The organism is Bifidobacterium sp. ESL0784 (assembly GCF_029433295.1).
GTDB lineage: Bacteria > Actinomycetota > Actinomycetes > Actinomycetales > Bifidobacteriaceae > Bifidobacterium.
This window is the reverse complement of the sequence record NZ_JAQTHV010000002.1, coordinates 64,332-90,337: the sequence shown is the minus strand read 5'-3', so window position 1 is coordinate 90,337 and position 26,006 is coordinate 64,332. Positions and strand designations below refer to the sequence as shown.

Genomic DNA, 26,006 nt, shown 5'->3' with positions numbered 1-26,006 from the left:
GCTTTCAGCATATGGCAATCCTTGACCATTAAAAATTGTTTGTACCATTGAGGCAGTAATGCGTGGGATAATCCTATTCGCATGAAAGTATTCCAGTTCTTTTAGACTTAGGTTTATGAGTAAAGATGACGATGCGAAAAGTGCTGACGATGAAGTTCCGGCTTTGGAATTGCATCCGTTGTATCCAAAGTACGATGAAGACAATCATCAGATTTATGTGAAACAGCTTGATCACGCCCTTAACGATTCTGAAATACGGAACATTGCTCTTTCCGGTCCTTATGGTTCCGGCAAAAGCAGCGTGCTTGGGCAATTCAGCGAGAATCATCAGGGCGATATAGTGCAAATATCGCTTGCTTCCCTTGCTGCCGGAGCATCTGAAACAACCAGCCCGAATGTGGAGGGATTTGGAGAGGGCTCTGCCAACAAGGACGGCAAGGATAGCGAAAAATCCGAAGATGGTGAGCATGTTGAATCCGATGGCCGTACAAGTCTGAAAACGAATCTTTTGCAAAAAGAAATCGTCAAGCAGCTGATTTATAGCGTGGATCCGGAAGACATCCCATTATCTCGTTTTCATAGGCCAAGCGCGGTAAATAGAAATAAAAAGAGCTGGATCTATAGTGGATTAGGCAGTATTGCTATTCTACTTCTTTTTATTGAATTCGGATGGTATCAGAAACTGCTGCATTTGTTCCCTGAAGATTGGATCGCCCCCAAGAACGGGTATACTTCGTTGGCGGTTAATTCTGCGGTTTTGTTAGGTCTTTTCACATTTTTCGGCGTAGTTATAAAAATGCTGATTGAACATTATGCTGGGCGTTTCCATCTGGCTTCGGTCGCTTTTGGCGAAACCTCTGCGTCGTTTGTAGACGATGATATGAATGATTCTTACTTCGATAAATATCTTGATGAAATTGTCTATTTTTTCGACGAGACCAAAAAATACATAGTTATATTTGAAGATCTTGACAGATTCGATGAACCACAAATTTTTGATGATTTGCGTGAGTTGAATCTTGTCCTAAATAAAAATATTAATAGAGAAAAGCCGATTCGTTTTATTTATGCCATCAAGGACAGCGTGTTCCCAGACCAGGATTATCGCGATAATAAGGGGTTGGGATCTTTCCCTCTTGCAAAATTTTTCGATCTCATTATTTCGGTCGTTCCGTTTGTTTCTCCTGAAAATGCCAGTCAGATAGCTTTGAAAGTTTTTACAGGTTTTCCTAAATTCATTGACAAGGTCGTTGGTTCCACTGCAAAATATATACCTGATAATCGGACTCTGCTTAATATAAGAAACGAATATGTTCTCTATGCTCGAGTATTTCAAGATGCGTATAGCAATATGCTTTCCAGTTCAGAAGATCACTCCGGACAGAATATGCAAAGAGAAGAAATCCTAGAACAGTTGGTTACTTCAGCAAAAGAGAATGACGATATTAGTTTTAACGAGTATGAGACTGGTCTCAAATATTCTCGATTGTTGGGCTTTCTGATATATAAGAACATTTTTCTTTCTGATATCGACGACCTGCAAGCCCATAAGAGCAAATTGGATTGTGTGTACTCGGCTTACCGGGAAATCGTAAAGGACAATTGCCAAAGACAACAGGACCAGATAAAGATTCTTGAAGAAAAGCTCAGTGCTTATCAGGACTCTTCTCAAAAGGATTATGCTTCTCGGCTTGCAAAAAACATGAAAGAAGTGTTATCCAAAATAACGAAACAGTCGAATATCTCGCTTGATGTTTCATACAGTGTAGAGGGAAAGTCTAAATCTATTAGTGATTCGGGTCTTGAGGAAATCGATTTTTGGGAGGAGCTATATAAACTGTCGGCAGACACTCTACTTAATTTTTCTGTTAAGGGTGTTTCAGATATTGGGATTATGCTTACCCGTCAGCAGCTTGGCAAACTCATGGATTTGAATTTAAATATATCTCATTTCAATCAGGACGAGTGCAAACGTTTGGAAAATCGGAGAAGTGAATTGTCGGAGAAGCGGCATGATTTGCTGACTGCTGATTTTGAATATGTGATCAAACATGATGAATACAAAACAACGATTAAGAATGCTCAACAAGGTGAAATCCATAATACTCAAGAAGTGTCGCTGAGAGATATTGTCACTCAGGTTTCTGATGGAAACTCAAACGGACTCATATATGCATTAATTTCTAATGGATGGCTAGCAGAAGACTATATCTTGTACTCGATGGTTCCTGATAATTTGGATGGTTCCGCAGTAAGGAATTTCTTCCATCATTATATTGATAGGAATATTCCTGCATACGATTTGTCTTTAGGCAACGAGTCTGCTGAAGAAATCGTAGAACGAATAGGGGAAGATTCGACTTATTCTGCCGATGCGCTTTTCGAATCTCCGGTAATGCTCAACTATGATATTCTGAATTATCTGGCAGAATCGAAAACTTCTGACGATTTCCATTATTTTAGTCAACTGGTCAAGCAAATCTCGAAAATGCTTGATTGGCAGGATTATGCCTTTTTGGACGGCTATCTTGCAGCGGAAAAGCCGGAAAACGAGAGCCAGCATGAAATGGTTTTACGGGCTCTTGCCTATGAAGATAGCTTCATTCTTTTTTATATTTTTGATCGGGAAAAAGACAATGAGGAACTGAGACTCAAGTATATGAATGCTGCTCTTAGTAATCTCAAATTGGGAGATAATTATTTGGATGCCATTGGCGTATTGGAGAATGATGACACCTTTATTGATGAAGATCAGATAAGCGATGTAAGTGAGTATATTCAGGATCATTTTGGTGATTTTGAATTTTTGACAAAAGATTTACCCGTCCAAGGTTTGATTGATCCTGATTCCCTAGATGCTACAGACGTTCAGAACAAATCTGATTTCGGACTTTCTCATGACAACGAATATCGCATGAAGGCATTGGTCACGCTTTGGTTCCAGGGCGAGGATAACCTTTTAAAGCCGGTCGAGGATCTTTCGATTTTTTCTGAGTCGGTTCAGGATATGCTGATTGCCAATGATTTATATGAATATAATGAAAAGAATCTTCGCTATATGGCAACAAGTGATTCAAGCGGGTTATTGCCGTCTTTGAACAAGTTGAAAGGCTTCTTCAATAACTCTGACTATCATCAACAAATGAAAAGGCTTTTCTGTGCAAAAGACTATGACGCTGATACTTTTGCTCAAGATATTTATGAAATGACGTTAGAGCCAGAGAATTTTGAGAAGTATTTGGAATGGGTCAGTTCTAATGAGCGTGATGCCTTTGAGGATACCGGTGATGATAATGAATTGGCGCAAATATTGGCAGATATAGCTGGGACTGGAGCAACATGGGAGACTCTGAGCACAGCTCTTGAGCTCAGTCCCGAAGATATGGAAATTCAGAATGTTGCTGACTTTATTGATAATTGCCGCCGTCGTTTAAAAGAGAATGAGTTGGGAGAGGAGCAAAATAAATCAGAAGAAGAGAAATCGGAAGAAGAGGACAATGAATTGAAAAACATTTTGCTTGCGTTATTCCATTCAGAGAGGGCTTTTCCGAATGGTGCAAATATTCAATACTATTTTGAGACGCTGATAGCTGATGCATCTGCCGAAGAGTCGAATCTGGCTGGTGACATTTTGCGCCATTATTATCTAGAACGTTCCTCTGATAGGAAGATTGACCATCACTCTGATAACTACCAACCCATTATGGAGAATAGAAAACAGATAGAGGATTTGCTTTCTATTATTGAAAACAGTAATTTATCAACCCGGGCCAAGTGCCACTTTGCTCAGGGTGCCACACATGATCTTAAGAAGTCTCTCGAAGATCTTGTTTATACCCAATGGTTTATCCTATAATAGTGGATGTTGTCTGAATCTTGATCCATCTATTTGTCTATTGACTAACTCATGAAAGTCATCCATCATAATAAAATTATCCTAACAGTTTGAAATTAACTATGGATTGTAATATTTCATAGGGTCATTCATAGGTTGTATCCCAAAAGGAGCGAAATGCCAGGAGCGAATCTCACACGTGTCGAAGCCGAAGAGCGCAAGTCCGTTATCACCGGGCCGGTCAGCTATCAGGTTGATTTGGATTTGACGAAGGGGCCGAAGAATTTCCCGTCGGTTTCCATCATCACTTTTGACGCGAAGGCGGGTTCTTCAAGCTTTGCCGATCTCATCGCCGACGAAGTCAGCGACATCGAGCTCAATGGCGAGAAGCTTGACCCCGCAAAGTATTACGTTGACAATCGCATTGAGCTGCCGGCTTTGAAGGAACACAATACGCTGAAGGTCATTTCCTCCTGCCAGTATTCGACTACCGGTGAAGGTCTGCACCGTTCTGTCGACCCTGCCGACGGCAATGTTTATCTTTATTCCCAATTCGAGGTGCCGGACGCCCGCCGTGTCTATGCCGTTTTCGATCAGCCCGATATCAAGGCGACGTTCGATTTCGAAGTGACCGCGCCGCAGTCCTGGCTGGTCACCTCCAATATGCCGGTCAAGTCGACCGAAAGCCTCGATACGATGACCGCCGAAGGAACGCTGGGCACGCACCCGGCCGAGCCTACCAAGCGTTGGGTTTTCGAAACCACACCGAAGATGAGCTCGTACCTCACCGCCATCTGCGCCGGGCCTTACGCGGAGTGGCACACCACTTACGCGAACGAGGACGGCCGCACCATTCCGATGGCACAGTATTGCCGTCAGTCACTCAAAGACGACTTCGCCAAGGACGCTGAATACCTCTTCGATATCACCAAGAAGGGCTTCGCCTTCTATGCCAAGACCTGGGGCGTGCCCTACCCGTACGCCAAGTTCGACCAGATCTACGTACCGGAATACAACGCCGGTGCGATGGAAAACATCGGCATGGTCACCATCCGCGACTCCTACGTCTTCGGCTCCAAGGTCACTGACGCGCTGGCCGAACGCCGCGTGGTCACCGTGCTCCATGAACTGGCGCACATGTGGTTCGGCGATCTGGTGACGATGAAGTGGTGGAATGACTTGTGGTTGAACGAATCGTTCGCCGAGTTCATGTCGACCCTGTCGACTGCCGAGGCCACGGAATGGAAGGATTCCTGGGCCACGTTCACCTCCGGCGAGAAGAGCTGGGCCCTGACGCAGGACCAGTTGCCGACTACCCATCCCATCACCGCGCCGATCAATGATCTGCACGACACCGAAGTGAACTTCGACGGCATCACCTACGCCAAGGGCGGATCCGTCTTGAAGCAGCTCGTGGCCTATGTCGGGCGCGATAAGTTCTTCAAGGGCATCAACAGCTATCTCAACAAGCACAAGTATGACAATGCTACGCTGAACGACCTGCTGGTCGAGCTGGAAGCGGCGAGTGGGCGCGACCTCAGGACCTGGAGCAAGCAGTGGCTCGAAGAAGCTGGCATCAACACCATTGCCGCCTCGGTTGAAGAGAACGCTGATGGCACCATCAAGTCGCTGACTTTGACGCAGACTGCTCCTGCCGAACATCCTGTGTTGCGCGTTCATCGCATGGCCATCGGCTTCTACAGCCGCGATGCGGCGACCGGAAAGGTTGTACGCACCGATCAGATCGAGCTCGACGTCGACGGAGAGACCACCGTTGTCACCGAAGCCGCCGGGAAGAAACGCCCTGACTTCATCTTGCTCAACGACGACGACTTGACCTATACCAAATTGCGTTTCGACGACAAGTCGCGCGAGTTCGCCGCCGAGCATCTTTTCGAATTCGATGACGCTCTAGCGCGTGCCGTGGTCTGGCTGGCGTTCTGGGACATGACCCGCGACGCCGAATTCCCGGCCGAGCGTTTCATCGACCTGAGCCTCAAGATGCTCTCGACCGAGCACGAGTCCACCACGTTCCGTTATGCGTTGAGCTGCCTCAAGACCACGGCCACGCACTACGTCGCGCCTGCACGCCGCGAGGCCGTCGACAAGCGTGTCGCTGAAGGACTGTGGAACCTGGCTAATGAGGCCAGGGACGGCAGCGACGAGCAGTTCCAGCTGGTCACCGCCTATCTCGGCTATGGCGAAATCGGCGATGCCCCGTTCATCTCGAACGTCAAGGGCCTGCTTTCCGGTTCACTGAAACTCAAGGGGCTCGAAATCGACAACAACATGCGCTGGGCTCTGGTCAAAGCGCTCGCCGCCGTCGGCGAGATGGACGACGAGGCGATTGATGCGGAACTCAAGCTCCGTGACACCACTGACAATCGTGAGTTCGCCTACGGTGCCCGTGCCTCCGTGCCGACCACTGAGGCTAAGGCGTGGGCTTGGGACGCTTCTATCCGCGATCTGAACCTCACCAATTCCCAGCTCGCCGCGGCAGCCCTTGGCTTCTCGTCGAACCTCACCGGCAAACTCGCCGAACCGTATACCGTAAAGTATTACGACAATGTCGATTGGATCTGGGGAAACCGCACCTTCCACATGGCTGAAACGCTGTTGGAAGACCTTTATCCTTCCTACGCCGATCCGGCCGAGCTGGTGAACCTTGGCGACGAATGGCTGGAGTCCCACAAGGATGCCGCCCGCGCCCTGCGCAATATCGTCATCGGCAACGTCGAATCCTCTCGCCGCGCCTTGAAGGTCAGCGCCTACAATGCCAGCCTGAAATAAGGTTGGTGAACTTGACGATTCCCCGGATTTAAAGAGTTCAGGGAGACTACGTCGACAATGAATTCTGCGCCGCTTGCAGCCGATCGTTTCGGTTTCTGTAAGCGGCGTTGGCCGTTTACGGCATATTGCTGGCTTCATCAACCTTTGCGCGCTCGATTCGAGTAATAATCAGTGATTACGAAATGCGACGAAATCGGGCAGTGTTGGGGCGGGCGCGGTGTTCGTGGAATCTGCTGAGTAAGATTGATTCCAGTAACATTCGTGCAAACGGAGGATGTGGCACTATGCCCAATATGTTTGGAACCGATGGCGTTCGCGGACTGGCGAACAGGGATTTGACAGCAAGGCTGGCGCTCGATCTGGGCGATGCGGCGGTGCGCGTACTGGGCGATTCCTCCGGAACCGAGGAAGAGCATCGTGAGGGGCGTCGGCGTGCGTTGATCGGCCGTGATACGCGAGTTTCCGGCGATTTCCTTGCCTCTGCGCTTGCGGCTGGTATGAGCGCCGGCGGTTTTGACGTTATCGATGCAGGCATCATCCCGACCCCCGGCGTGGCCTACCTGACCAGCGAACTCAATGTCGAAATGGGCGCGGTCATTTCCGCTTCGCACAACCCCATGCCAGACAACGGCATCAAGTTCTTCGCGCGCGGTGGTTTCAAGTTACCGGACAAAAAGGAAGATGAGATCGAAGCCGTTTTGGGTCAGGAGTGGGACCGTCCGACCGGTGCCGGCGTGGGCCGCATCAGCCACGACATCAATACCGCCACCAATATGTATATTGACCATTTGGTTTCGGCCATCGCTCCGATTGCCGCCGACAAGACTCAGCCCAAGCCGCTCAAGGGCCTGAAGATCGTGGCCGATTGCGCCAACGGCGCCACCTCCGTGGTCGCCCCGGAAGCGTTGCGTCGCGCGGGTGCCGAAGTGTTGGTCATCAACGCTTCGCCCGATGGCTACAACATCAACAAGAAGGCCGGTTCCACCCACCCCGAGCAGCTGCAGGCCATGGTGCGTGCCTCCGGGGCTGCGATGGGCGTGGCATTCGATGGCGACGCCGACCGTTGCCTTGCCGTGGACGAAGACGGCAATATGGTCAACGGTGATCAGGAAATGGGCATCCTCGCGCGTGCCAAGAAGCGTGAAGGCAAGCTTAACCACGACACCCTCGTGGTAACCGTGATGAGCAATCTCGGCCTCAAGCTGGCCCTGAAAGATATGGGCATTTCCACTGTTGAGACCAACGTCGGCGACCGTTACGTCCTCGAGGAAATGCTCAAGGGCGACTATTCCATTGGTGGTGAACAGTCCGGCCACGTCATCAACCGTGAGTTCGCTACCACCGGAGACGGTACGTTGACCGCACTGACGCTGTGCCGCGAAGTGGTCAAGTCCGGCAAATCGTTGAAACAGTTGGCTGCCGATTTCCCGCAACTGCCGCAGCAGCTCATCAACGTTCCCAAAGTCGATAAGAAGGCCGCGCCGACCAATGCCAAGGTGCAGGATGCTGTGGCGCGCGAGGAGAAGCTGCTTGGCAGCACCGGCCGCGTGCTGCTTCGCCCCAGCGGTACTGAACCGCTTGTCCGTGTGATGGTCGAGGCCGAAACGCAGCAGCAGGCCGACGGGGTCTGCCAGCGCTTGGCAGCCGTCGTTGCGCAGGAGTTGGCGATTTGATGTTCTCACGCAATAGCAAAGTCAATACCGAATTGAATCATGCCGTCGAACAACTGATCAAATCTGGTGGCAAGGAGAAGATCCTTCCTATCGTGCAGATGGGGGAGCCCGTCTTGCGTCAGGACACCGCTGAATATGATGGCCAGCTGAGCAAGCGGACGCTCAATAAGTTGATTGAGGCCATGCGTGTCACCATGTTGGAGGCTCCGGGCGTCGGTTTGGCCGCCCCACAAATCGGTTTGGGATTGCGCATCGCCGTGGTCGAGGACCATGTGCGCGTCATTAGTCAAGATGGACAGGATTCATCGGCTCAAAATGGTGATTCCGATGATGACGGCGAAAATGATGGCGTTATCGACGACGCGGACGATCCGCGCGAAGTCGCGGAGTTCCCGTTCCATGCCATCATCAACCCGACCTACGAACCTATCGGCACCGCGCAACGTAGTTTCTACGAAGGCTGCCTGAGTTTCTCGGGTTACCAGGCCGTGCGTCGCCGTTGGCTCGATATCACCGCTCGTTGGCAGGATGAGGATGGCAACAAGCACGAAGAACGTCTGCATGGCTGGCCAGCGCGCATTTTCCAGCACGAGACGGATCACTTAAGCGGTGAGGTCTATATCGATCAAGCTGAAATCCGTTCGCTGGCCACCGACGAGAATCTCGAGGACTACTGGTGCGAAGATCCGGTGCCTACCGCTGCCGCCAAAGAGCTTGGCTTCAAACTCGCCTGAAATCACGAACGAATCAATCGTCCGTCTGACCAGCGAAGCCGGAAGTGCGGTTGATCTACTTTGTTCCGTTCGCTTGCTGGCATATGAACATCGCGTTGGACCAAGTCTGCGCGTGGCATTTGGCCATGATATGGCTGCGATGAGAATAAATCGTATTGACGGAAATGCCGAGTTGCTTCGCGATTTGGTTGGGCTTCAGTCCCTTTCTCGTGAACCTGATGACGCACAATTCCATAGGTGTCAGAGGCACTGCAGGAAGATTGGTTCGGTTGACGGCCTCCATTCGGTGCCGATCTGCTGCTAAATCATGGTTGACGGGCTTCGACCTGCCGAGGTTCCTATTATGTTTTGCCCGATTGACGTCGTTTAACGAGATTTCACTTCGTTGTGAACGTTTCCTTTTCCGAGACGTCGGAATGCTGTTTTGTCTGTGTGGAGTAAGGGCCGTTGCATTCCTTTCTTTGCTTAGAATGAGGGATCCGTGCAATGGTTTGTCTGGGCGTTTTGTTGCGCCTTGACAATACGGTGTCTCATATGAATGAGGCAGTTGGCTATGGGTTTCTTTGTTTTGGCCGTTAGGAGGTGGGCTTGATTGTTTGTCGTGTGCCGCGGATACATGGCGAGGCCTTTTCCGGCGGTAAATAGCTTCGATGATTTTTGGCAGTTTCCTGTTCAGGCTGACTTTGCTGACAATATAATGCAGCTGCAACGATTTGGCCATCGATTGAGGGTAGTTTTCGGAATGGGAGGTGATCCCGATGATGATGGTGTCGGGACGCAATTGCCTTATTTCTTTGGCGATATTGCGGTTGCTCTTGTCCAATAGAGACAGTTCCAGGAAAACGGCATCAGCCGGATGGGGGTCATGCGCGCACTTTTCCAAGCCGGCATCGAGTTTGATGGTGCCCCATACCCGCAGATGGAATCCGTCGTAGTTTTGCAGACGGTTCAGAAGTTCTGTTTCATATCGCAAGGCCAATAGGTCATCCTCGATGATGATTATGCTCAGTTCGCGTCTTTGCGGTCGTTTATTAATTCCCATATTTCAATATTAGATAAAGTATTACTGATATCATAATTATTGAGCAAAATTCAAGGTTTCTGGATTTTTGGCTTTGCAGCTTGACTTTTGTGAATATCGTGCAAGTCAAGGTTCATCCGTTGACCAATTGGCTCGCGCGCTGGTATGAAATTCCCAGAGCCTGGCCGATTTGCCGTAACGTCAATCCGACTTGTCGCAATCCTTTCGCCGCCTTACGAGACTCTTGAGCTGCCAGAGTGTTCGCTTCTTTCGACTGCTCCCGATAGCGTTTCATGGCTTCAAGGTGTGCCTCGACTTCTTCGGGGAACTTCATTTCCTGTTTGATGGCGAAATCTCGGTCACCAGTCATGATCTCGATGTAGTCCTGTGCCATGGCGTCCACCTCGCTCAAGGTCCGCGCCTGCGTTACTCCGACGCCGGGAATGGTCAATATCCAGTATTTTTCACCGGCTTCAATCGTGATGTCATAGTTATCTTGGTGCTTCGTCGGTTTGCCGTCAGCGGTTGTTCCCAGATAATCTTTCTTTCTGATTCTCATTTGAGCCAGTCCTTTCCGAGTTTGGCGGATGCTTCTTTGACGATTAATTGAGCGGTGGGTTTTCTAGCTCGTTGTGTCGAGGTATCGGAATCATAAGATCGTCCAGATAGAAAATCTCATGTTTTCCTCCTTGCCGTTGGCGCATGCGAATTCCCTGAGCTTTGGCTTCTTTGCGTAAAGCTTTGATAAGCTATTTCCTTTGAACCATATTGTAAAGCCCTCACTAGACTAAAAGTACAACCCCGATATAGACAAAAGTAAGTTTGTGTATTGCTTTCATCGTGTTCTTGGTAGCTTAGTGAATTCGGAACGTTTATCGAGGCAAAAACGACCGCTGTGGTCGGATGCTACGGGTTGTCCACATCTCGGGCGTGTCGTGCGCGAGTTATCAACAGTTCAGCCGTATTCGCTTGCGTTGTCCACATGGATTTTGAATAGGTGGGGACTCCGTGTATCGCTTCAATGCCGACTTGTGGGTTGATGCATTGTGCGTGAAAGTGACGCTTGGTAACGGTTGCGTGTAAAATTGTGTTTAGCAAAATGTGAGCGCTCACATTACCTTGGACCAAGTTAGGAAAATGGTGGTGTAAGGCTTACAGACTGGCGGAATATAGCTGGTTGTAATCGGTGAGGTCCGGACTTCGCCGGTGGTGCCGGCCGGTTTCGCTCCAACATAACAACGCTATGACAGTAAAGGAGCTGGATCACGATGGCAGTTGCAAAAGACACCACGGAGCATGTGGCGGCGATAGCGGAAAAGATACGTGCGGGGAAGACCTCGCTGGGTATCGAATTCGGGTCGACCCGCATCAAAGCCGTGCTAATTGACGACACCTATTCGACCATTGCCGCAGGCGACCACGGCTGGGAGAACCACCTTGAAAACGGACTGTGGACCTACTCGCTTGACGAGGTGTGGTCCGGTCTGCAGGCGGCGTATGCGGCGCTTGCCTACGATGTGGAGAACGCTTACGGCGAGAAACTCACCAAGATCGGCACGATGGGCTTTTCCGCGATGATGCACGGCTACCTCGCCTTCGATAAAGGCGGCAAGCTGCTCGTCCCGTTCCGTACGTGGCGCAATTCCAACACGCACGAGGCGCACGAAAAGCTTTCCGAACTCTTCCAATACAACATTCCCGAGCGCTGGTCGATCGCGCATCTCTACCAGTGCATCCTCAACAAAGAAGACCATGTTCCCTCCGTCGCGTTCTTCACCACGCTCGCCGGTTATGTGCACTGGAAGCTCACCGGCAGAAAAGTGCTGGGCATCGACGACGCCTCCGGCATGTTCCCGATCGACCCCGAAACCCACAGTTGGAATAAGCGTATGCTCGCACAATTCTCGGCGCTGCCTGAAGTTGCCGTGCAACCTTGGAAAATCGAGGATTTGCTGCCGACCCCGCTGGTCGCCGGAAGTGACGCGGGAACCTTGACTGCTGAAGGTGCGAAGCTGCTCGATCCGACCGGAATCTTGCAGCCCGGTACGCCGCTGGCGCCTCCGGAGGGAGATTCCGGCACCGGCATGGTGGCGACGAATTCCGTGCGCGTCGGTACCGGCAACGTTTCCGCCGGCACCTCGATTTTCGCCTCGGTCGTGCTTGACCATCCGCTCGAGCGTCTGCATCCGGAAGTCGACTTGGTCTCGACCCCTGCCGGAGACCCGTGCGGGATGAGCCACGCCAACAATTTCACCTCCGACTTGAACGCCTGGATCAAGGTCTTCAGCGAATTCGCCAAAGCCATCGGCACACCGCTTGATGCGGGCACGCTATACGGCACGTTGTTCCGCGCGGCCATCGGCGAGGATGCTGACGACAACGCGGGCGGTCTGATTAATTACTGCTTCTACTCTGGCGAGTTCCTGGCCGGGCTCGAGGAAGGCCGTCCGGTCTTCGCACGTGGCCCGGAAAGCCATATGAACTTGGCAAACTTCATGCGAGCCCAGCTTTTTGGCGCGTTCTCACCTGTCAAGATCGGCATGGACGTGATGACCAAGGACGAACATGTCAAGGTCGACTCAATGGTCGGCCACGGCGGCATCTTCACCACTCCGAAGGTGGCTCAGAAGATTCTCGCTGCTGCGTTCAACACTCCGATCAAGGTGATGTCGACGGCGGCGGAAGGCGGTGCCTGGGGTATGGCCGTGCTCGCTGATTACCTTTGGCACAACGACACTCCGCTGGATCGGTATCTTGACCAGCGCGTCTTCGCCGATGCGCAATCGACCACCGAAGAGCCTGATCCGAAGGACGTCGCCGGTTTCGAGGACTTCTTCGCCCGGTTCACGAAGGCTCTGCCGATTGAGAAGGCTGCCATCGAGACCATCGATCTAGAAAGCTGAACTGCGACTTGGTCGAATCTAGAATCTTTGGCTGAAAAATCCATCAACCCAACAATGAAGTACAACAAAAGGAAGTAATGATGACATTCGAAAATCCATTTGAAGGCAAGGCCGTATGGTTCGGCGTCGGTTCGCAGGATCTCTATGGTGCTGAAGCGCTGCGTCAGGTCGCCGAGCAATCTACGAAGATCGTCGACGCGCTCAACGCCACCGGCAAGATTCCTGTGAAGCTCGTGCTGAAGCCCACGCTGAAGTCCTCGGACGGAGTGAAGCAATTCATGACCGAAGCCAGCGCTGACCCCAGCTGCATCGGCGTCATCGCTTGGATGCATACGTTCTCGCCGGCCAAGATGTGGATTCGCGGCCTTGAGGTACTCACCAAGCCGCTGCTGCAGCTCAACACCCAGTTCCACAAGGAGATTCCGTGGGACACCATCGACATGGACTTCATGAACCTGAACCAGTCCGCCCACGGCGACCGCGAGTTCGGTTACATCGTCACCCGTCTCGGCATCCCGCGCAAGATCGTCGTCGGCCACTACACCGACCCCGAAGTCGCCGAGAAGATCGCCACTTGGGTCCGTGCCTGCGCTGGCTGGAACGAGTCGCAGAACATGCGCGTGATGCGCTGGGGCGACAACATGCGTAACGTGGCCGTCACCGAAGGCGACAAGACCGAGGCCGAGCGAGTCTTCGGCACGCAGGTCAACACCTGGGCCGTCAATGAGCTGGTCGGTTACTACGAGAAGGTCAAGGATAATCAGGTCAAAGGCATCATCGAGGACTACAAGGCCAAGTACGACGTGGCCCCGGAGCTCTTGGATTCTCGTTACGAAGAGCTGTTCATCGCTGCCAAGGAAGAGGCTGCGATGGTCAACATGATGAAGGACAACGGCGCGACTGCCGCGGTCGACAACTTCGAGGATCTCGGCACCCTGCCGCAGCTGCCCGGCGTCGGTGCCCAGCGTCTGCCCAGCGAATACGGCTACGGCTTCTCCGCCGAAGGTGACTGGAAGACCTCGGTGCTTGTGCGCATCGCCAGCGTGATGGGTTACGGACTTGAGGGCGGCTCGAGCCTCATGGAGGACTACTCCTACAACTTCGTGCCGGGCCACGAGATGGACATGGGTTCGCACATGCTCGAGGTTTCGCCGTCGGTCGGCACCATCGCCAAGCCGAGGCTCGAGATCCATCCGCTCGGCATCGGCAACAAGTCCGATCCGGTGCGCTTGGTCTTCACCGTCGCCCCGCACAAGGCCGCAACGGTCATCTCCATGGCCGACATGCGCGAGCGCTTCCGCCTGCTGATGGACGTGGTTGACGTGGTCGAGCCTGAAGGCTCCTTGAAAGCGCTGCCGTGCGCTCGCGGCCTCTGGAAGCCGCGCCCGAGCCTCAAGACCGCAGCTGAATGCTGGCTGCGCGCCGGCGGCTCGCACCACACCTGCATGACCACTTCCTTTGGCCGTGAGGGCTGGGAGGACTTTGCCCGCATCGCCGGCGTCGAACTGGCGACCATCGACGAGAACACGACGCCGCGCGAATTCGAGCGCGACCTCGAGATTTCCGAGATGTATCATCGCCTCGACAACCGCTGCTGAAGGCTGCTGCCGGTTCGAGATGACAGGGCGCAGCAGCTGAGTTGTCGCTGATCGGCGAACGGAACCCGGCATGTCAGTTGGGCACTTCATGGAATTTCCATGGGGTGCCCAATTTGTTGTTGAACGTTCCTCGGCATGGCAATGGCGAAGTCCTGTTCCTCTATCGCGGCCATGCACGCAATGTCGAAAACGAAGCAGAGCGGTTCGGAAGGAATGAAAGCAGTGTGGTCAAATCAAATAAAAACGCCTATATTATTGAACGAAATGGGATATTGATAACAAGGCGAGAGGAATGATGGTAGATTGAAGCGAAATAAAGGATTCGTGCAATGTCGTATAGCGGAGTGCGTAATGATATGAACGAAAAGCATAGGCGTGTCACTTTACGCAGTGTCGCCGAGGTTGCCGGGGTATCGCTGAAAACGGCTTCGAACGTCATCAACGGCACAGGTCGTATGACCGACGAGACAAGGAAAAGGGTCAAGGCCGTCATCGACGACCTGGGCTACAGGGTTAACGTCGCCGCCCGCAATCTCAACCGTGGGCTCACCGGATTCATCACCCTTGCGGTGCCGTCGCTGACCCCGCCGTATCTTGCGCAATTGGCCAATTGCGTGATCGACGAGGCCCATAAATGTGGTTATTCGGTTTATGTCACCACATACGCGCAAGGTTCGGCAAAATGCGCCCGAGACGTGTTGCGTTCCTTCAATCCCACGGTTTCCGACGGGATCATTCTCTCCATGAGCGAGCTTGAAGATATCTCTCCCGAAGATTTTGATGTCGATTATCCGCTCGTGGTCGTCGGTTCGCGCACCACTTGGCGGCGTGCGGATCATGTGACCGTCGACGATATTGACGCCGCGCAGACGGCGACCAAATACATGTTGGAACACGGAAGTTCGCGGCTCGCGGTTGTCGGGGCACGCGAACCGTTGAACCTGGGAAAACTGCGCAATGCCACGGAAGGCAATGCCCAGTTGCGTTTGAGGGGAATCGTCGAGGAATGCAACCGGCATCATCGTCAGCTTGACCCGGCGCTTGTCGGGGTTACTGCCGGGGACTGGACCATCGGTGCAGGCGGCCGTGCCATGCGTCGGTTGATTGACGCCGGGGTGCCGTTCGACGGTGTCATCGCGTTGAACGATCAACTGGCCTTCGGGGCGCTTTCGGCGCTGGCGGCCAAGGGCATCAGGGTTCCCGGGCAAGTGCAGGTCATCGGTTTCGATAACATGGAGGAATCCGCATATCTGCATACGCCGTTGACCAGTATGGACTCTTGTCTCGATTGGACCGCTCCGGCTGCGGTAAAACGAATCATCGGTAGAATCAATGGGACGATTACGACCCCGGAGCTGCTGAAGGTCAAGTCCGAAATCATCGTGCGGCAGACAACACGCCCGTAAACGCTTTAATGGATATTCGGTTCATATTGATGAGGCGCGGCGCTCTCCATAGTGCCGCAAATCCTATAAATTTAGTGCTTTTGTAATGAATTTCGCTTCGGGACAGCATCGTATTCGGCCTACAGTATTGTGTAATAGGCATTCCCGTGGGATGCACCATTCTTCCTTTGATATGGATGCGGATACCATGGATTGCCGCTGGAAAGGTGCTTTTATGTTCGATCGTCGGCTCTTCACCCTCGTTCCCCGCAGTGGCGCGTTTGTTGCCGCGAAAGTGCTGAGTCTTTGGGTCTCTCTGCTGGCGGATATCGGATTCGCGTTCATCGCCGTGGGACTTCTCGGCAATCTTTTCCCGGTGCTTACCGCTGCCAACGACAACGTCAAGCCATCGATCATCAAGAAGCTGTTGAAGGACTTCCAAGCGGTGCCGCAAGGCTACTCGGCCTTTGTCTTTGCCTTGGTTGTGGTGGCGATTATCAAATATCTGGCCGTCCGGGCCTCGCATTTCTTTGGTACCGAAGCCTCGGAACGGGTCAAGATCGCGTTGCGCGAACGCTTGTATGACAAGATGCTTGATTTGGGACCTACGTATTCCGAGCATGTGAAAACCGCGGATGTCGTGCAATCGCTGGGTGAAGGTGTCGACCATATACAGAGTTTCTTTGAGACCTACCTGCCGCAGCTTATTTTTGCCGTCCTTGCCCCGCTGACGCTTTTCGTTGCGATTCTGCCACTGAACGCCCCGACGGCGGTCCTGCTTCTGGTGTGTGTGCCGATCCTCATCGGCATCGTGTGGTGGGTGTCGGTGGCGACCTCCCGCACTTTCGGCAAATATTGGGACTCGTACACCGATATGGGCGCCACGTTCCTCGACAATGTCCAAGGGCTCGAAACGTTGAAGACCTTTGACGCCGACGAGGCCGCAGCGCTTCGCATGGACCAGAAATCGGAGGATTTCCGAAAGACCTCGATGAAGGTCCTTCACCTTGAACTTCGTTCACGCCTTGCTTTGGATTTACTCTCCTATGGTGCAACGGCCGGCGGCATTGCCATCGTCGTCTGGCAGGTGGCGAGCGGGCATCTGAAACTTCCCGCAGCGTTGGTGGCCATCCTGCTTTCGATGAGCTTCTTCGTTCCGCTGCGCCGGCTTGCCTCCTGTTCCGATACGGCCATGAACGGCTTGGCGGCGATCAAACGCATCTATGGGATGCTGGATGCGCCGGTGACCGGGGATGGGCAGGCGGCGTTGCCCCAAGGGGTGGAGGATTGCTCTGTCACCTTCCGCAATGTCGATTACACCTACGAGCCCATCGAGCCCGCGGTTGATGCGGAGGTGTCCGACAATGGCGCTTCTTCGAAGAACGGCACCGCTGCGCAGCATGCGGCTGGCGATGGATACGATAGCGATTCGAACGGCCACAAAGCCTTGGACGGCGTCAGCTTCACCGCCCGTGCGAACGGTTTCACGGCCATCGTCGGTGTGAGCGGTTCGGGCAAATCCACCGTTGGCGCGTTGATCGCCGGTACCCGCAACGATTACCAAGGATCCATTCGCCTGGGTTATCGCGTGTTGGGAAGCGTGGGCAGCTGCGAACTGCACAGTCTCAAAAACCGCTCGTTGTGCGATGCGGTCACACTGGTGGATTCCCGAAGCCATCTCTTTACCGGTTCCTTGCGCGAGAACCTGTTGATGGCCAAGCCCGATGCCACGGCCAACGAGATGTGGCTCGCCCTCGAAGGCGCCCATATCGATGATTTCGTTTATTCGCAGCCCCAGCGTCTCGACATGCGTATCGAGCCAGATGCCGGCAATCTTTCGGGCGGGCAGCGTCAGCGTCTCGCCATTGCCAGGGCATTGCTGCGCGACAGCCCGATTTACGTCTTCGACGAAGCCACGAGCAGCGTCGACGCCGAAAGTGAGGCCCTGATCGATGTGGCGGTCCGTGACCTGGCCAGAACCCGTACGGTCATCGTCATCACCCATCGTCTCACACAGGCAATGGATGCCAGCAATATCGTGGTTCTCGACGGCGGCCGCGTGGTGGAAAGCGGTACTCACGACGAGCTTATGGAGCTTGAAGGCCGTTACGCCACCATGTTCGAAACTCAGGCATCAATCGAGCATGTCTCGCATCGCAACAGCTGGGGGAGTGCCTATGCCAGGCCGAAATCCCCGAAACCAAGAGCGCGCAAGCCGTTCGATTTCGCCTTGCTTGATTATCAGGGGCAGGACGATTTTGACGATTTCGGCAATCGAGCTGAACATCGAGATCCGGATCAAGCCGGAATGGAAGCGAAGCAGGGGCATCATTTGCCGGCCGCTGAGGCCGCCGCCGGCCATTCGGCGAAAACGGAAGCGCTTCGATCCCGCATCTCTTCGACGAAAGCCGTGGTCGATTCCGCGAAACGTCCCAAATCCGCAGCTCAACAGACTTCGCCGAAGAAACCCGGGCTCGCCTCCTCCGGTCTGCATAATCCTGTTTCATCGACGTCGGGTAGCCAGCATACCAGCGGGACGCATTCGGACGAGCCTGAAGCACGGCGCGATGAAACCGAAGCGATACTCGATGTCGCCAATCGTCCGCACAACGCGAACAATCAAATGGGAACGTTCCGTCTGACGCTGAGGCTGCTGGGATGCATCGGGCGTCTGACCCCGTTCATCGTCGGCGCCTGCCTGTGCGGGACCATCGAGCGTCTCGCCGAAACCTTCATGCCTGTTTTCGGCGTATTGGCGCTGATGGCGGTATTCGGCCATCCCGTCTGGGGTGTGAATGTGGCTTCGGCTCTTGTCGCCGTGGCGGTGTGTGCAATACTCAAAAGCTTCATGTATTATGCCGAGGAATACATGAACCATGAGATGAGTTTCCGCGTGGTCGCGCTCTTCCGGTCGAAGGCTTTTCAGGCGCTTCGCCGTCTTGCCCCGGCAAAACTGGCCGGGCGGGGCAAAGGCGACTTGACCACATTGGTGACTTCCGACGTTGAGCTGCTCGAGACGTTCTTCGCCCATGCGATTTCGCCGGTGGTCATCGCACTGACCACTTCGGTGGTGTTTGCGGTCGTGCTGTTCACACTCGATCCTTGGTTCGCGCTGCTGCTGATTGTAGCCCATCTTTTTGTGGGCGTCATTTTGCCTCGTTTTTACGAAGGCAACGTGCGTGGAATAGGCGCAAGAATTCGGCATGATTCAGCCAAACTCGGTGACAGGCTTATTGACGACATGCACGGCATGGACGAGATTATCAGATTCAACCAAGGCCGTCGACGCCTGACCGACATCATCGCCGAAGACAAGAACCTCTGGCTTTTTGAAAGCAGGCTAAGTCGCAAGGATGGCGTGTTTTCTGGGCTTGGCGCGGTGTCGGTCGTAGTCGCCACGTTCATAGCGGTCAGGATCATGTTCGGCATTGTCCAGGCCGATCCCGTTTCGATGGCCATGTGTGTGGTTGCGGTGATGCTCATTTTCAGTTCGTTCGGACCCGCCCTTGCCTTAAGCGAGCTGCCCAGTAACCTTAACCAGCCGTTGGCCGCCGCAAGACGCATGTTTGCCTTGTTCGACGAGGAGCCTGCAGTGCGTGAGACCGGAACGGACAAGCCGAAATTCGAAACCGTCTCGCTTAAGAATGTCACTTTCGGCTATCCGCTTTCTTCGGCCGGCTCCACTTCGATTCCCGCTTCTGCATTGGTGTTGAAGGACTTCAACTTCACGACATTGCATTCAGGAATACTCGGCGTGCAAGGGCCATCGGGACACGGCAAATCCACGATTCTGAAATTGATGATGCGCTATTGGGACCCCCAGGTCGGCTCCGTCGATTTCTCCGGCGAACCATTGCCGAAGGTCGAAGCGCATTACCGCCGCCGCGTCGAGACGATGATGGACCAGGAAACCTACTTGTTCGATGGTACTATTCGTGACAATCTTCTGGTCGCCGACCCGCATGCCAAGGATTCCGACATGCATCAGGCACTTCAACGCGCCTCGATCGACACGGTTATCGAAGCATTGCCGGATGGCCTGAACACCCAGGTGGGCGAGCTCGGCTCCAGACTTTCCGAAGGTGAACGCCAGCGCATCAGCCTTGCCAGGATTTTCCTGACCGGCGCATCTCTGGTGCTTTTCGACGAGCCTACGAGCCGTGTCGACGCCTTGAACGAGTCCGTGATCCTTCATTCCATCAACACGCTGGCCAACGAGCGTCCCGTCTCCATCGTATTGGTTTCCCATCGTGCTTCCACGATGCAGATTGCCGATCGCGTGATCGCTCTCTAGGTTCGTGGGGCTTGATTTCGTCGGTTCCTTGTTTATCGGTTATGGGAAACCGCTGGGTGAAGGCTCTTCGTGACTGTTTTCTTGCATGGACGATTGCGGATGCTGGAAACAGGTCATTGAGCGTCCATCGGTGATTGTTTTGGGTATGGATGTTTGCAGATGCTGAAAACCGTTCATTATCTATGAATGAATGGACATGGTCGCCTAGTAATGTTGGTTATCGGTTGATGATAAAAGGAGCGAGTGCGATGAGCGTTGAAGAAACCATGGGAGCAGTACCGGAAATTGCAAATATCACGTTAAGCGACGGCAATAAAATCCCGCAAATCGGGCTTGGTGTATTACGTATCAGCGATGATGATGTGTCCGGCGTTGTCAAGTCCGGACTTCAGGTCGGATATCGCCATATTGACTCCGCCGCCGGCTACAACAACGAACCGGGCGTAGGCCGTGCGTTGGCTGAAACTGGCTTCAATGCTGGTGAGGCACGCAAAACGCTGTGGGTGACGACCAAACTCAAGGATTCCGAACAAGGCTATGACAATGCCCTCAAAGCCTTCGACCGCCAGCTGAGCGATTTGCGTCTTGACTATGTCGACATGTATATGCTGCATTGGCCGACGCCATTCAACTGGCGTTCCGGCGAAACGTGGAAGGCGTTGAAGAAACTGCGCGACGAGGGCCGTGTGCGCACGCTCGGTGTATGTAATTTCCTGCCAGAACATCTCGAGCGCTTGCATCGTGAGACTGGGGAGTGGCCGACGGTTGATCAGATCGAGCTGCATCCTACCTGGCAGCAGCGCGAAGTGGTGGCGTTCTGCCGCGAGCATGGCATTGCGGTGGAAGCGTATTCGCCGATGGCTCGCGGAGCCGATCTCAACGCCGGAAACGGAACCATTGCCCGCATCGCACAAGCACATGGTGTTTCGCCTGCACAGGTCATCCTGCGCTGGCATATCGAAAACGGCACTATCATCATTCCCAAGTCCGTCCATGCCGACCGACAACGCGAAAACCTCGACCTCTTCGGTTTCGCCCTGACTGCAGACGAACACGCGCAAATCGATGCCTTGGACGGCCCGACCCGTGCCGGTCACGATCCGATGACCTTCACCTATGCGTGAGAGTTTTCGGCTGTTGATACATTTTGGTTGATTTTTTGTATTTATGTGTGATTTCTGGTCGAATAGTGTGATTATTTCATATCCGGAATGTTTGCAAATGTTGTGGAAACGCGACGTTTTTTCAGAGTACTTCTGAATCTGATTCCGATATTATAATGTGAGCTAGGTTACATTTTTGGATGTGAAAGGAGTAACCATGCCACAGAAAATCAAAGCTTCGGTTGCCTATGGAGTAGGCAAGGGATTCGCCCAGCCCGAGGAAATCATCATCGATGACCCCATCGGCGCTGAGGTGCTGGTGGACGTTAAGGCGTCCGGCCTGTGCCATTCCGATTTGCATTTGGTGGAGGACGACGATCAGTTCTTCCCGTTCCCGGCCGTCATCGGCCATGAGGTTGCCGGCGTCGTCGAAGCCGTCGGCCCGGAAGTTCAAGGCATCAAGGTCGGCGACCATGTTGTCGCTTCGTTGGAGCAGGTTTGCGGCCATTGCGCCAACTGCCTGAACGGTCATCCTCAGTCCTGCTCGCAGCAGCAAGAGTGCGTGCGCAAGCCCGGCGAGAAGCCGCGTCTTTCCTTCCCGGACGGCCGCCCGATCACCCAGGCCTTCGGTACTGGCGGTTTCGCCGAGAAAGCGCTGATTCATGAGAACCAGCTCGCTGTGGTTAACAACGAGGTCAAGTGGGACGAGGCCGCTTGCATCGGCTGCGCCACCATCACCGGTGCTGGCGCTGCGATCAATACCGCGCACGTTCGTCCTGGTGACACCGTTGCCGTCGTCGGCACGGGTGGCATCGGCCTGAACATCATCTCCGGCGCCCGCATCTGCGGCGCCAAGAAGATCATCGCCATCGACCTGCTCGACAACAAGCTCGAGTTCGCGAAGAAGTTCGGTGCCACTGACGTCATCAACTCCAAGAACGAGGACCCGGTTGCCAAGGTGCGCGAGCTTACCGACGGCGGCGTTGACGAGGCGTTCGAGGCCATCGGCTTCGAGTCCACGATGAAGCAGTGCTGGGATATGCTCGGCGTTGACGGCACCGCGTACTGCATCGGCCTTGCCAAGCCCGACGCGACCATCAACCTCGAAATCAACCCGGCCGACCTGCTGGTTCACCAGCGCGGTTTCAAGGGCGTCTGGATGGGCTCGACCAACATCAAGCACGACATCCCGATGTACGCCGACCTCGCCGTCGACGGCCGCCTGAACATGCACGACATCGTCACCCAGCACATCAACTTGAGCCAGATCGACGAGGCCTACGTCCAGCTCAAGAAGGGCGAAGTCATCCGCTCCGTAATTACTGAGTTCTGATGAAAATGAGCGGTGATTTCACCGCACTGCTATAAGTTGTGTCGAGCGAAGAAGCCCATGCAACTCATGGCTTTTAAGTTGGGGTGGTTCTTGATCTTTAGGAATCACCCCAATTGTTTTATTAGGTGCACACGTATTTTGAGCAATATATTATAAAGCTGATTTACCTGTCAGATGCCTGAATAATTCGGGATCAACTGGCTTGCTGAGACGTAGTGTGGAAACGACAACGTTCAGTTCTTTTCCGTTATCATCAAGGTTGTGGTCGGGGCGTACGCCGCTGATGCTAGCTACGTTGCCGACGTAGTAATAGGTCTTTTCTTTTTCTTCTTGTCTGCGTCGAATGAAGATCGGAACGAAATGAGAGCGCTGCCAATCTGTACTTTTAATACCATTCAGAAGCCAGACGAATTCATTTGAGTGTAGCGTACGTTGATTCTTGCTGAACCATTTAAGTTCGCTGGTATTGATGAAGCGGTCGCCATATTGGCTTGCTTCGTATTTGATGAAAATGGGCAATGAACTCGTTTCAAGATCGAGTTTGTACCCGCCTACGTTTTGCGGTACCTGTTCGTTCTTCCAGCCGCAAAGCCTCATGACATCGAAGATGCTGTATTTCTCACCGTAAATAAAGCCGCGTGTTTGATCGAGGGATGCATCTGGACTCTTTTCAAAGCGTATATCGCAATTGATCAGACCGGCTTGTACTGTGTCTGCGAAAAATGTTGCGAAAGTGGAATTGGAACGTAAAGCTTCATACAACCAGTCTGCAAGAGCAAACACATTGTCTTGGGTTTGTTTGACCAATGGTTTGCCGCCGAAACGTTCCTTGTTTTTCGTGATGAAATATGACAAATCTAGTACATGGAACGACTGAGTTCTCTGTTCTGCACTGTTGTCAGCTTTTGGGAAATGATTCGATATTATCGTTCCCAGTTCTTCAATCGAAAGCGTGCGTTTATCGCTTGGTCCTTGGTAACGATCAGTTTTGTGTTCGATAGAAGTGTTTGTTGAATTAGGTACAGTGATGTCACAAAGATTTGCTAGAACCAGCAGCTCGTGTGGTCTCAGCCCTCGTAGCAGAGTTGAGGTCAGCATTTTGAGCGCACCGTTTTCGCCGGCATTTGTGGGTTTCAAGGTCTCTGCATACGATGCCTGCGAGCTATTGCCGCGTGAAAGGCTCTGTTCACGAGAGCGGACGAATTGTAGATAGCTGTCTTTCTTATCCGCCAACGTATAGATCAACGATGGATCGGTTTTGGCGAAATCTGTAAGCATGGGAATACGGTTAAGTTGGTTACGCAGTTGACGATATTGACTCGAAAGCAATTGCATCTGCGAGAGATCCGCCTTGTCGATAGAGGCAAGGACCTTCTTTTCCGCTATGGGGTCGAAGCTTACCGATGAAAGGCCGATGGATTTCCGTTGTAGATTTTTACGTGCGATATCGCGGTCACCGGTGTTGCCGTAAAGCGCGATAGGAATGAGATAGTTGTTGGCATAATTGCCAATGAAATCGATAATGGTGACTGATTCCTTACCAGGGTATTTACGTAACCCTCGGCCTAGCTGTTGGGTGAAGATGATGCTGGATTTGGTCTGGCGTAGCATCACGATTTGGTTCAATGCGGGAATATCAACGCCTTCATTAAATAAATCAACGGTGAAGATATAATCCAACTCCCCATTCTCAAGCTGTTTTACAGCTGAATCTCGGTCAACTGCATTGTCTCCGGTTACAGCCACCGTGTGATATTTGCGTTCCGCTTGTTGGTTCCATCGAGCGTTGAAAAGTGTGGATAGTTCTTTTGCTTCCTTTTGCAAACTGCAGAAGACTAGGCCTTTTACGGGATTTCCCGGATCTTCATAAGTCTGCAACTTGTCAATAATATAGTGGACACGGTCGGCTGATACCAGTTTTTGAATCCATTCATTGAGTGCCGTGCGCTCGCTGGTCTGTGTCACGTCGATGCGCTTATTCAGTTCGCCGATCGTATTCGGGTCAGGTTTGTCTTCGATGTATTCGTGGACGCCGTAATAGTGGAAGGTGCATAGCATATTCTCTTCGAGTGCTCGCTGAAGTCGAATGTTATAGGCGATGTTATTGCCAAATAATCCGAAAATATCGGCATCATCGGTTCGTTCTGGTGTTGCGGTCATTCCTAACAGGAAACGGGGAGTGAAATGACGAAGTACCTTTCGGTAAGAATCCGCCGCAGAATGATGTGCCTCATCGATGAGAATGTAATCAAAAGAATCCGAATCGAAGGAATCTAGATTGTTGGCCAGTGTCTGAACTGTTGCGAAGACGTATTTGCGGTCACCTTGTTTGCTGGTCCCGGAAAGCAGACCTAAATCCTGATCTTCGCAACCAAGTACTTTCTGATATGACTCCATTGACTTCTTGAGTATTTGCTGCTGTTGAGCAACATAAAGCATGCGATTTGGTTTGAACTGGCGCACGTCGAAAGCCGAGAGATATGTTTTACCGGTTCCTGTAGCCGAAACGATGATGGCTTGGCTTTCGCCAGCCTTTCTGAGCTGAGCCAGGTTCATCAATGCCTCTTGTTGCATGGCATTGGGTTCAATCGTTCCATTTTCTGGTTGCGGCAAAATGCGTTGTGGGGGAGCGTAATGTTCGAACTCTTCCTCGTATTGTTTAAGCCACTCGTTGGTAAGTTTAACGGATTCACTCAGCTGAGCGTTAATTTCGCTGTTAATCTGACGAGTGAGACCACTGTTCGTCTGCGAAGATACTCGAAGATTCCATTCTTTGTTGAGTTTGAGTGCGCTGGATGTCAGATTCGAGCTGCCGATGTATGTCGAATCCAATTCTTTTCCGTTTTCAGTACGATGCCGAAATACATAGCCTTTTGGATGGTATCGATAGTTCGATATTGCCATCGAGCTGTGATTTTCTGAGTCTGATTGCCAGATGAATATCTTGATATTGGTACGTTTCTGAATTTGCAGAAGGGTTTTGAACGCTTCAGGCTTATTGAAATAGTTATAGGTTGAGGTGATGATTCGGCCTGACCGCTGGCTTTTGTCTTTATCGAAATTGAGCAGATACTGCTTGAGGCTTTTGAGTTCTTCATTGTTGACGAAGGCGACTGACAAATCAAAATCGTGGCATTGCTCGAGTTCAGATTCGATAGCCTCTTCCATGGTCAAGCCATTGCGGTTCGCGATAAGAGTCGGCGTGAGATTGCTATCGGCATCGAGATTTTGGCGGATGAAGCCTGATGTAATCGCTTCTACCAACGAATCGTTCGAAGAAGTGGTTTCGAAATTCGTCTCTTTCTTCTCTGTTCTCTGCTCAGTCATTGTGTTTTTC

At 52.5% G+C, this 26,006-nt stretch carries 13 protein-coding genes; 10 read left to right on the top strand and 3 right to left on the bottom strand.

The genetic code is table 11. The features are described 5' to 3' along the window. Window positions 1–115: 115 nt before the first annotated feature. From PT279_RS03020 to PT279_RS03005, 4 genes are all read left to right on the top strand, one after another. Window positions 116–3,856 carry a hypothetical protein gene (locus PT279_RS03020; protein WP_277165332.1) on the top strand — a complete coding sequence of 1,247 codons (3,741 nt, stop codon included), beginning with the start codon at window positions 116–118 and terminating at the stop codon, window positions 3,854–3,856. Window positions 3,857–4,012: 156 nt separating this feature from the next. Further along, window positions 4,013–6,625: an aminopeptidase N gene (pepN, locus tag PT279_RS03015; protein WP_277165330.1), complete on the top strand. Its 2,613-nt coding sequence runs from the start codon at window positions 4,013–4,015 to the stop codon at window positions 6,623–6,625. A 284-nt stretch (window positions 6,626–6,909) separates the two neighbouring features. After that, window positions 6,910–8,298 carry a phosphoglucosamine mutase gene (gene glmM / locus PT279_RS03010; protein ID WP_277165328.1) on the top strand — a complete coding sequence of 463 codons (1,389 nt, stop codon included), beginning with the start codon at window positions 6,910–6,912 and terminating at the stop codon, window positions 8,296–8,298. After that, entirely contained in the window at window positions 8,298–9,032 is a 735-nt protein-coding gene (locus PT279_RS03005; protein ID WP_277165326.1) for a peptide deformylase, read from the top strand. The genes glmM and PT279_RS03005 overlap by 1 nt, the downstream gene beginning before the upstream one ends. Window positions 9,033–9,087: 55 nt before the next feature. Here PT279_RS03005 and PT279_RS03000 read toward each other — a convergent pair whose 3' ends face one another. Together PT279_RS03000 and PT279_RS02995 are read right to left on the bottom strand one after the other, a co-directional pair. Further along, complete coding sequence (locus PT279_RS03000; protein WP_277165324.1) at window positions 9,088–10,074, bottom strand: DNA-binding response regulator; 987 nt, start codon at window positions 10,072–10,074, stop codon at window positions 9,088–9,090. Window positions 10,075–10,186: 112 nt separating this feature from the next. Further along, the gene (locus tag PT279_RS02995) at window positions 10,187–10,612 is read right to left on the bottom strand and encodes a hypothetical protein (protein WP_277165322.1); all 426 of its coding nucleotides are present in this window, start codon (window positions 10,610–10,612) and stop codon (window positions 10,187–10,189) included. Window positions 10,613–11,321: 709 nt separating this feature from the next. On the opposite strand from PT279_RS02995, the gene PT279_RS02990 reads away from it, so the two are divergent. The 6 genes from PT279_RS02990 (at window position 11,322) to PT279_RS02965 (ending at window position 22,669) form a co-directional block, all read left to right on the top strand. Further along, a complete protein-coding gene (locus PT279_RS02990; protein ID WP_277165320.1) occupies window positions 11,322–12,956 on the top strand; it encodes an FGGY-family carbohydrate kinase in 1,635 nt (544 codons plus the stop codon). Window positions 12,957–13,036: 80 nt separating this feature from the next. Beyond that, complete coding sequence (gene araA, locus PT279_RS02985; RefSeq protein ID WP_277165908.1) at window positions 13,037–14,554, top strand: L-arabinose isomerase; 1,518 nt, start codon at window positions 13,037–13,039, stop codon at window positions 14,552–14,554. Window positions 14,555–14,883: 329 nt separating this feature from the next. Beyond that, window positions 14,884–15,960 carry a LacI family DNA-binding transcriptional regulator gene (locus PT279_RS02980; RefSeq protein ID WP_277165318.1) on the top strand — a complete coding sequence of 359 codons (1,077 nt, stop codon included), beginning with the start codon at window positions 14,884–14,886 and terminating at the stop codon, window positions 15,958–15,960. Between the two features lie 214 nt (window positions 15,961–16,174). Next, on the top strand, window positions 16,175–20,233 hold the full coding sequence (locus PT279_RS02975) for an ATP-binding cassette domain-containing protein (protein ID WP_277165316.1): 4,059 nt from the start codon (window positions 16,175–16,177) through the stop codon (window positions 20,231–20,233). Between the two features lie 248 nt (window positions 20,234–20,481). Next, a complete protein-coding gene (locus tag PT279_RS02970; RefSeq protein WP_277165313.1) occupies window positions 20,482–21,357 on the top strand; it encodes an aldo/keto reductase in 876 nt (291 codons plus the stop codon). A 196-nt stretch (window positions 21,358–21,553) separates the two neighbouring features. Continuing rightward, window positions 21,554–22,669 (top strand): Zn-dependent alcohol dehydrogenase, encoded by a 1,116-nt coding sequence (locus PT279_RS02965; RefSeq protein WP_277150230.1) that lies wholly within the window; start codon window positions 21,554–21,556, stop codon window positions 22,667–22,669. A 150-nt stretch (window positions 22,670–22,819) separates the two neighbouring features. Here the strand turns inward: PT279_RS02965 and PT279_RS02960 are convergent, their stop codons facing one another. After that, window positions 22,820–25,996: a DUF3427 domain-containing protein gene (locus PT279_RS02960; protein WP_277165311.1), complete on the bottom strand. Its 3,177-nt coding sequence runs from the start codon at window positions 25,994–25,996 to the stop codon at window positions 22,820–22,822. Window positions 25,997–26,006: the final 10 nt, after the last annotated feature.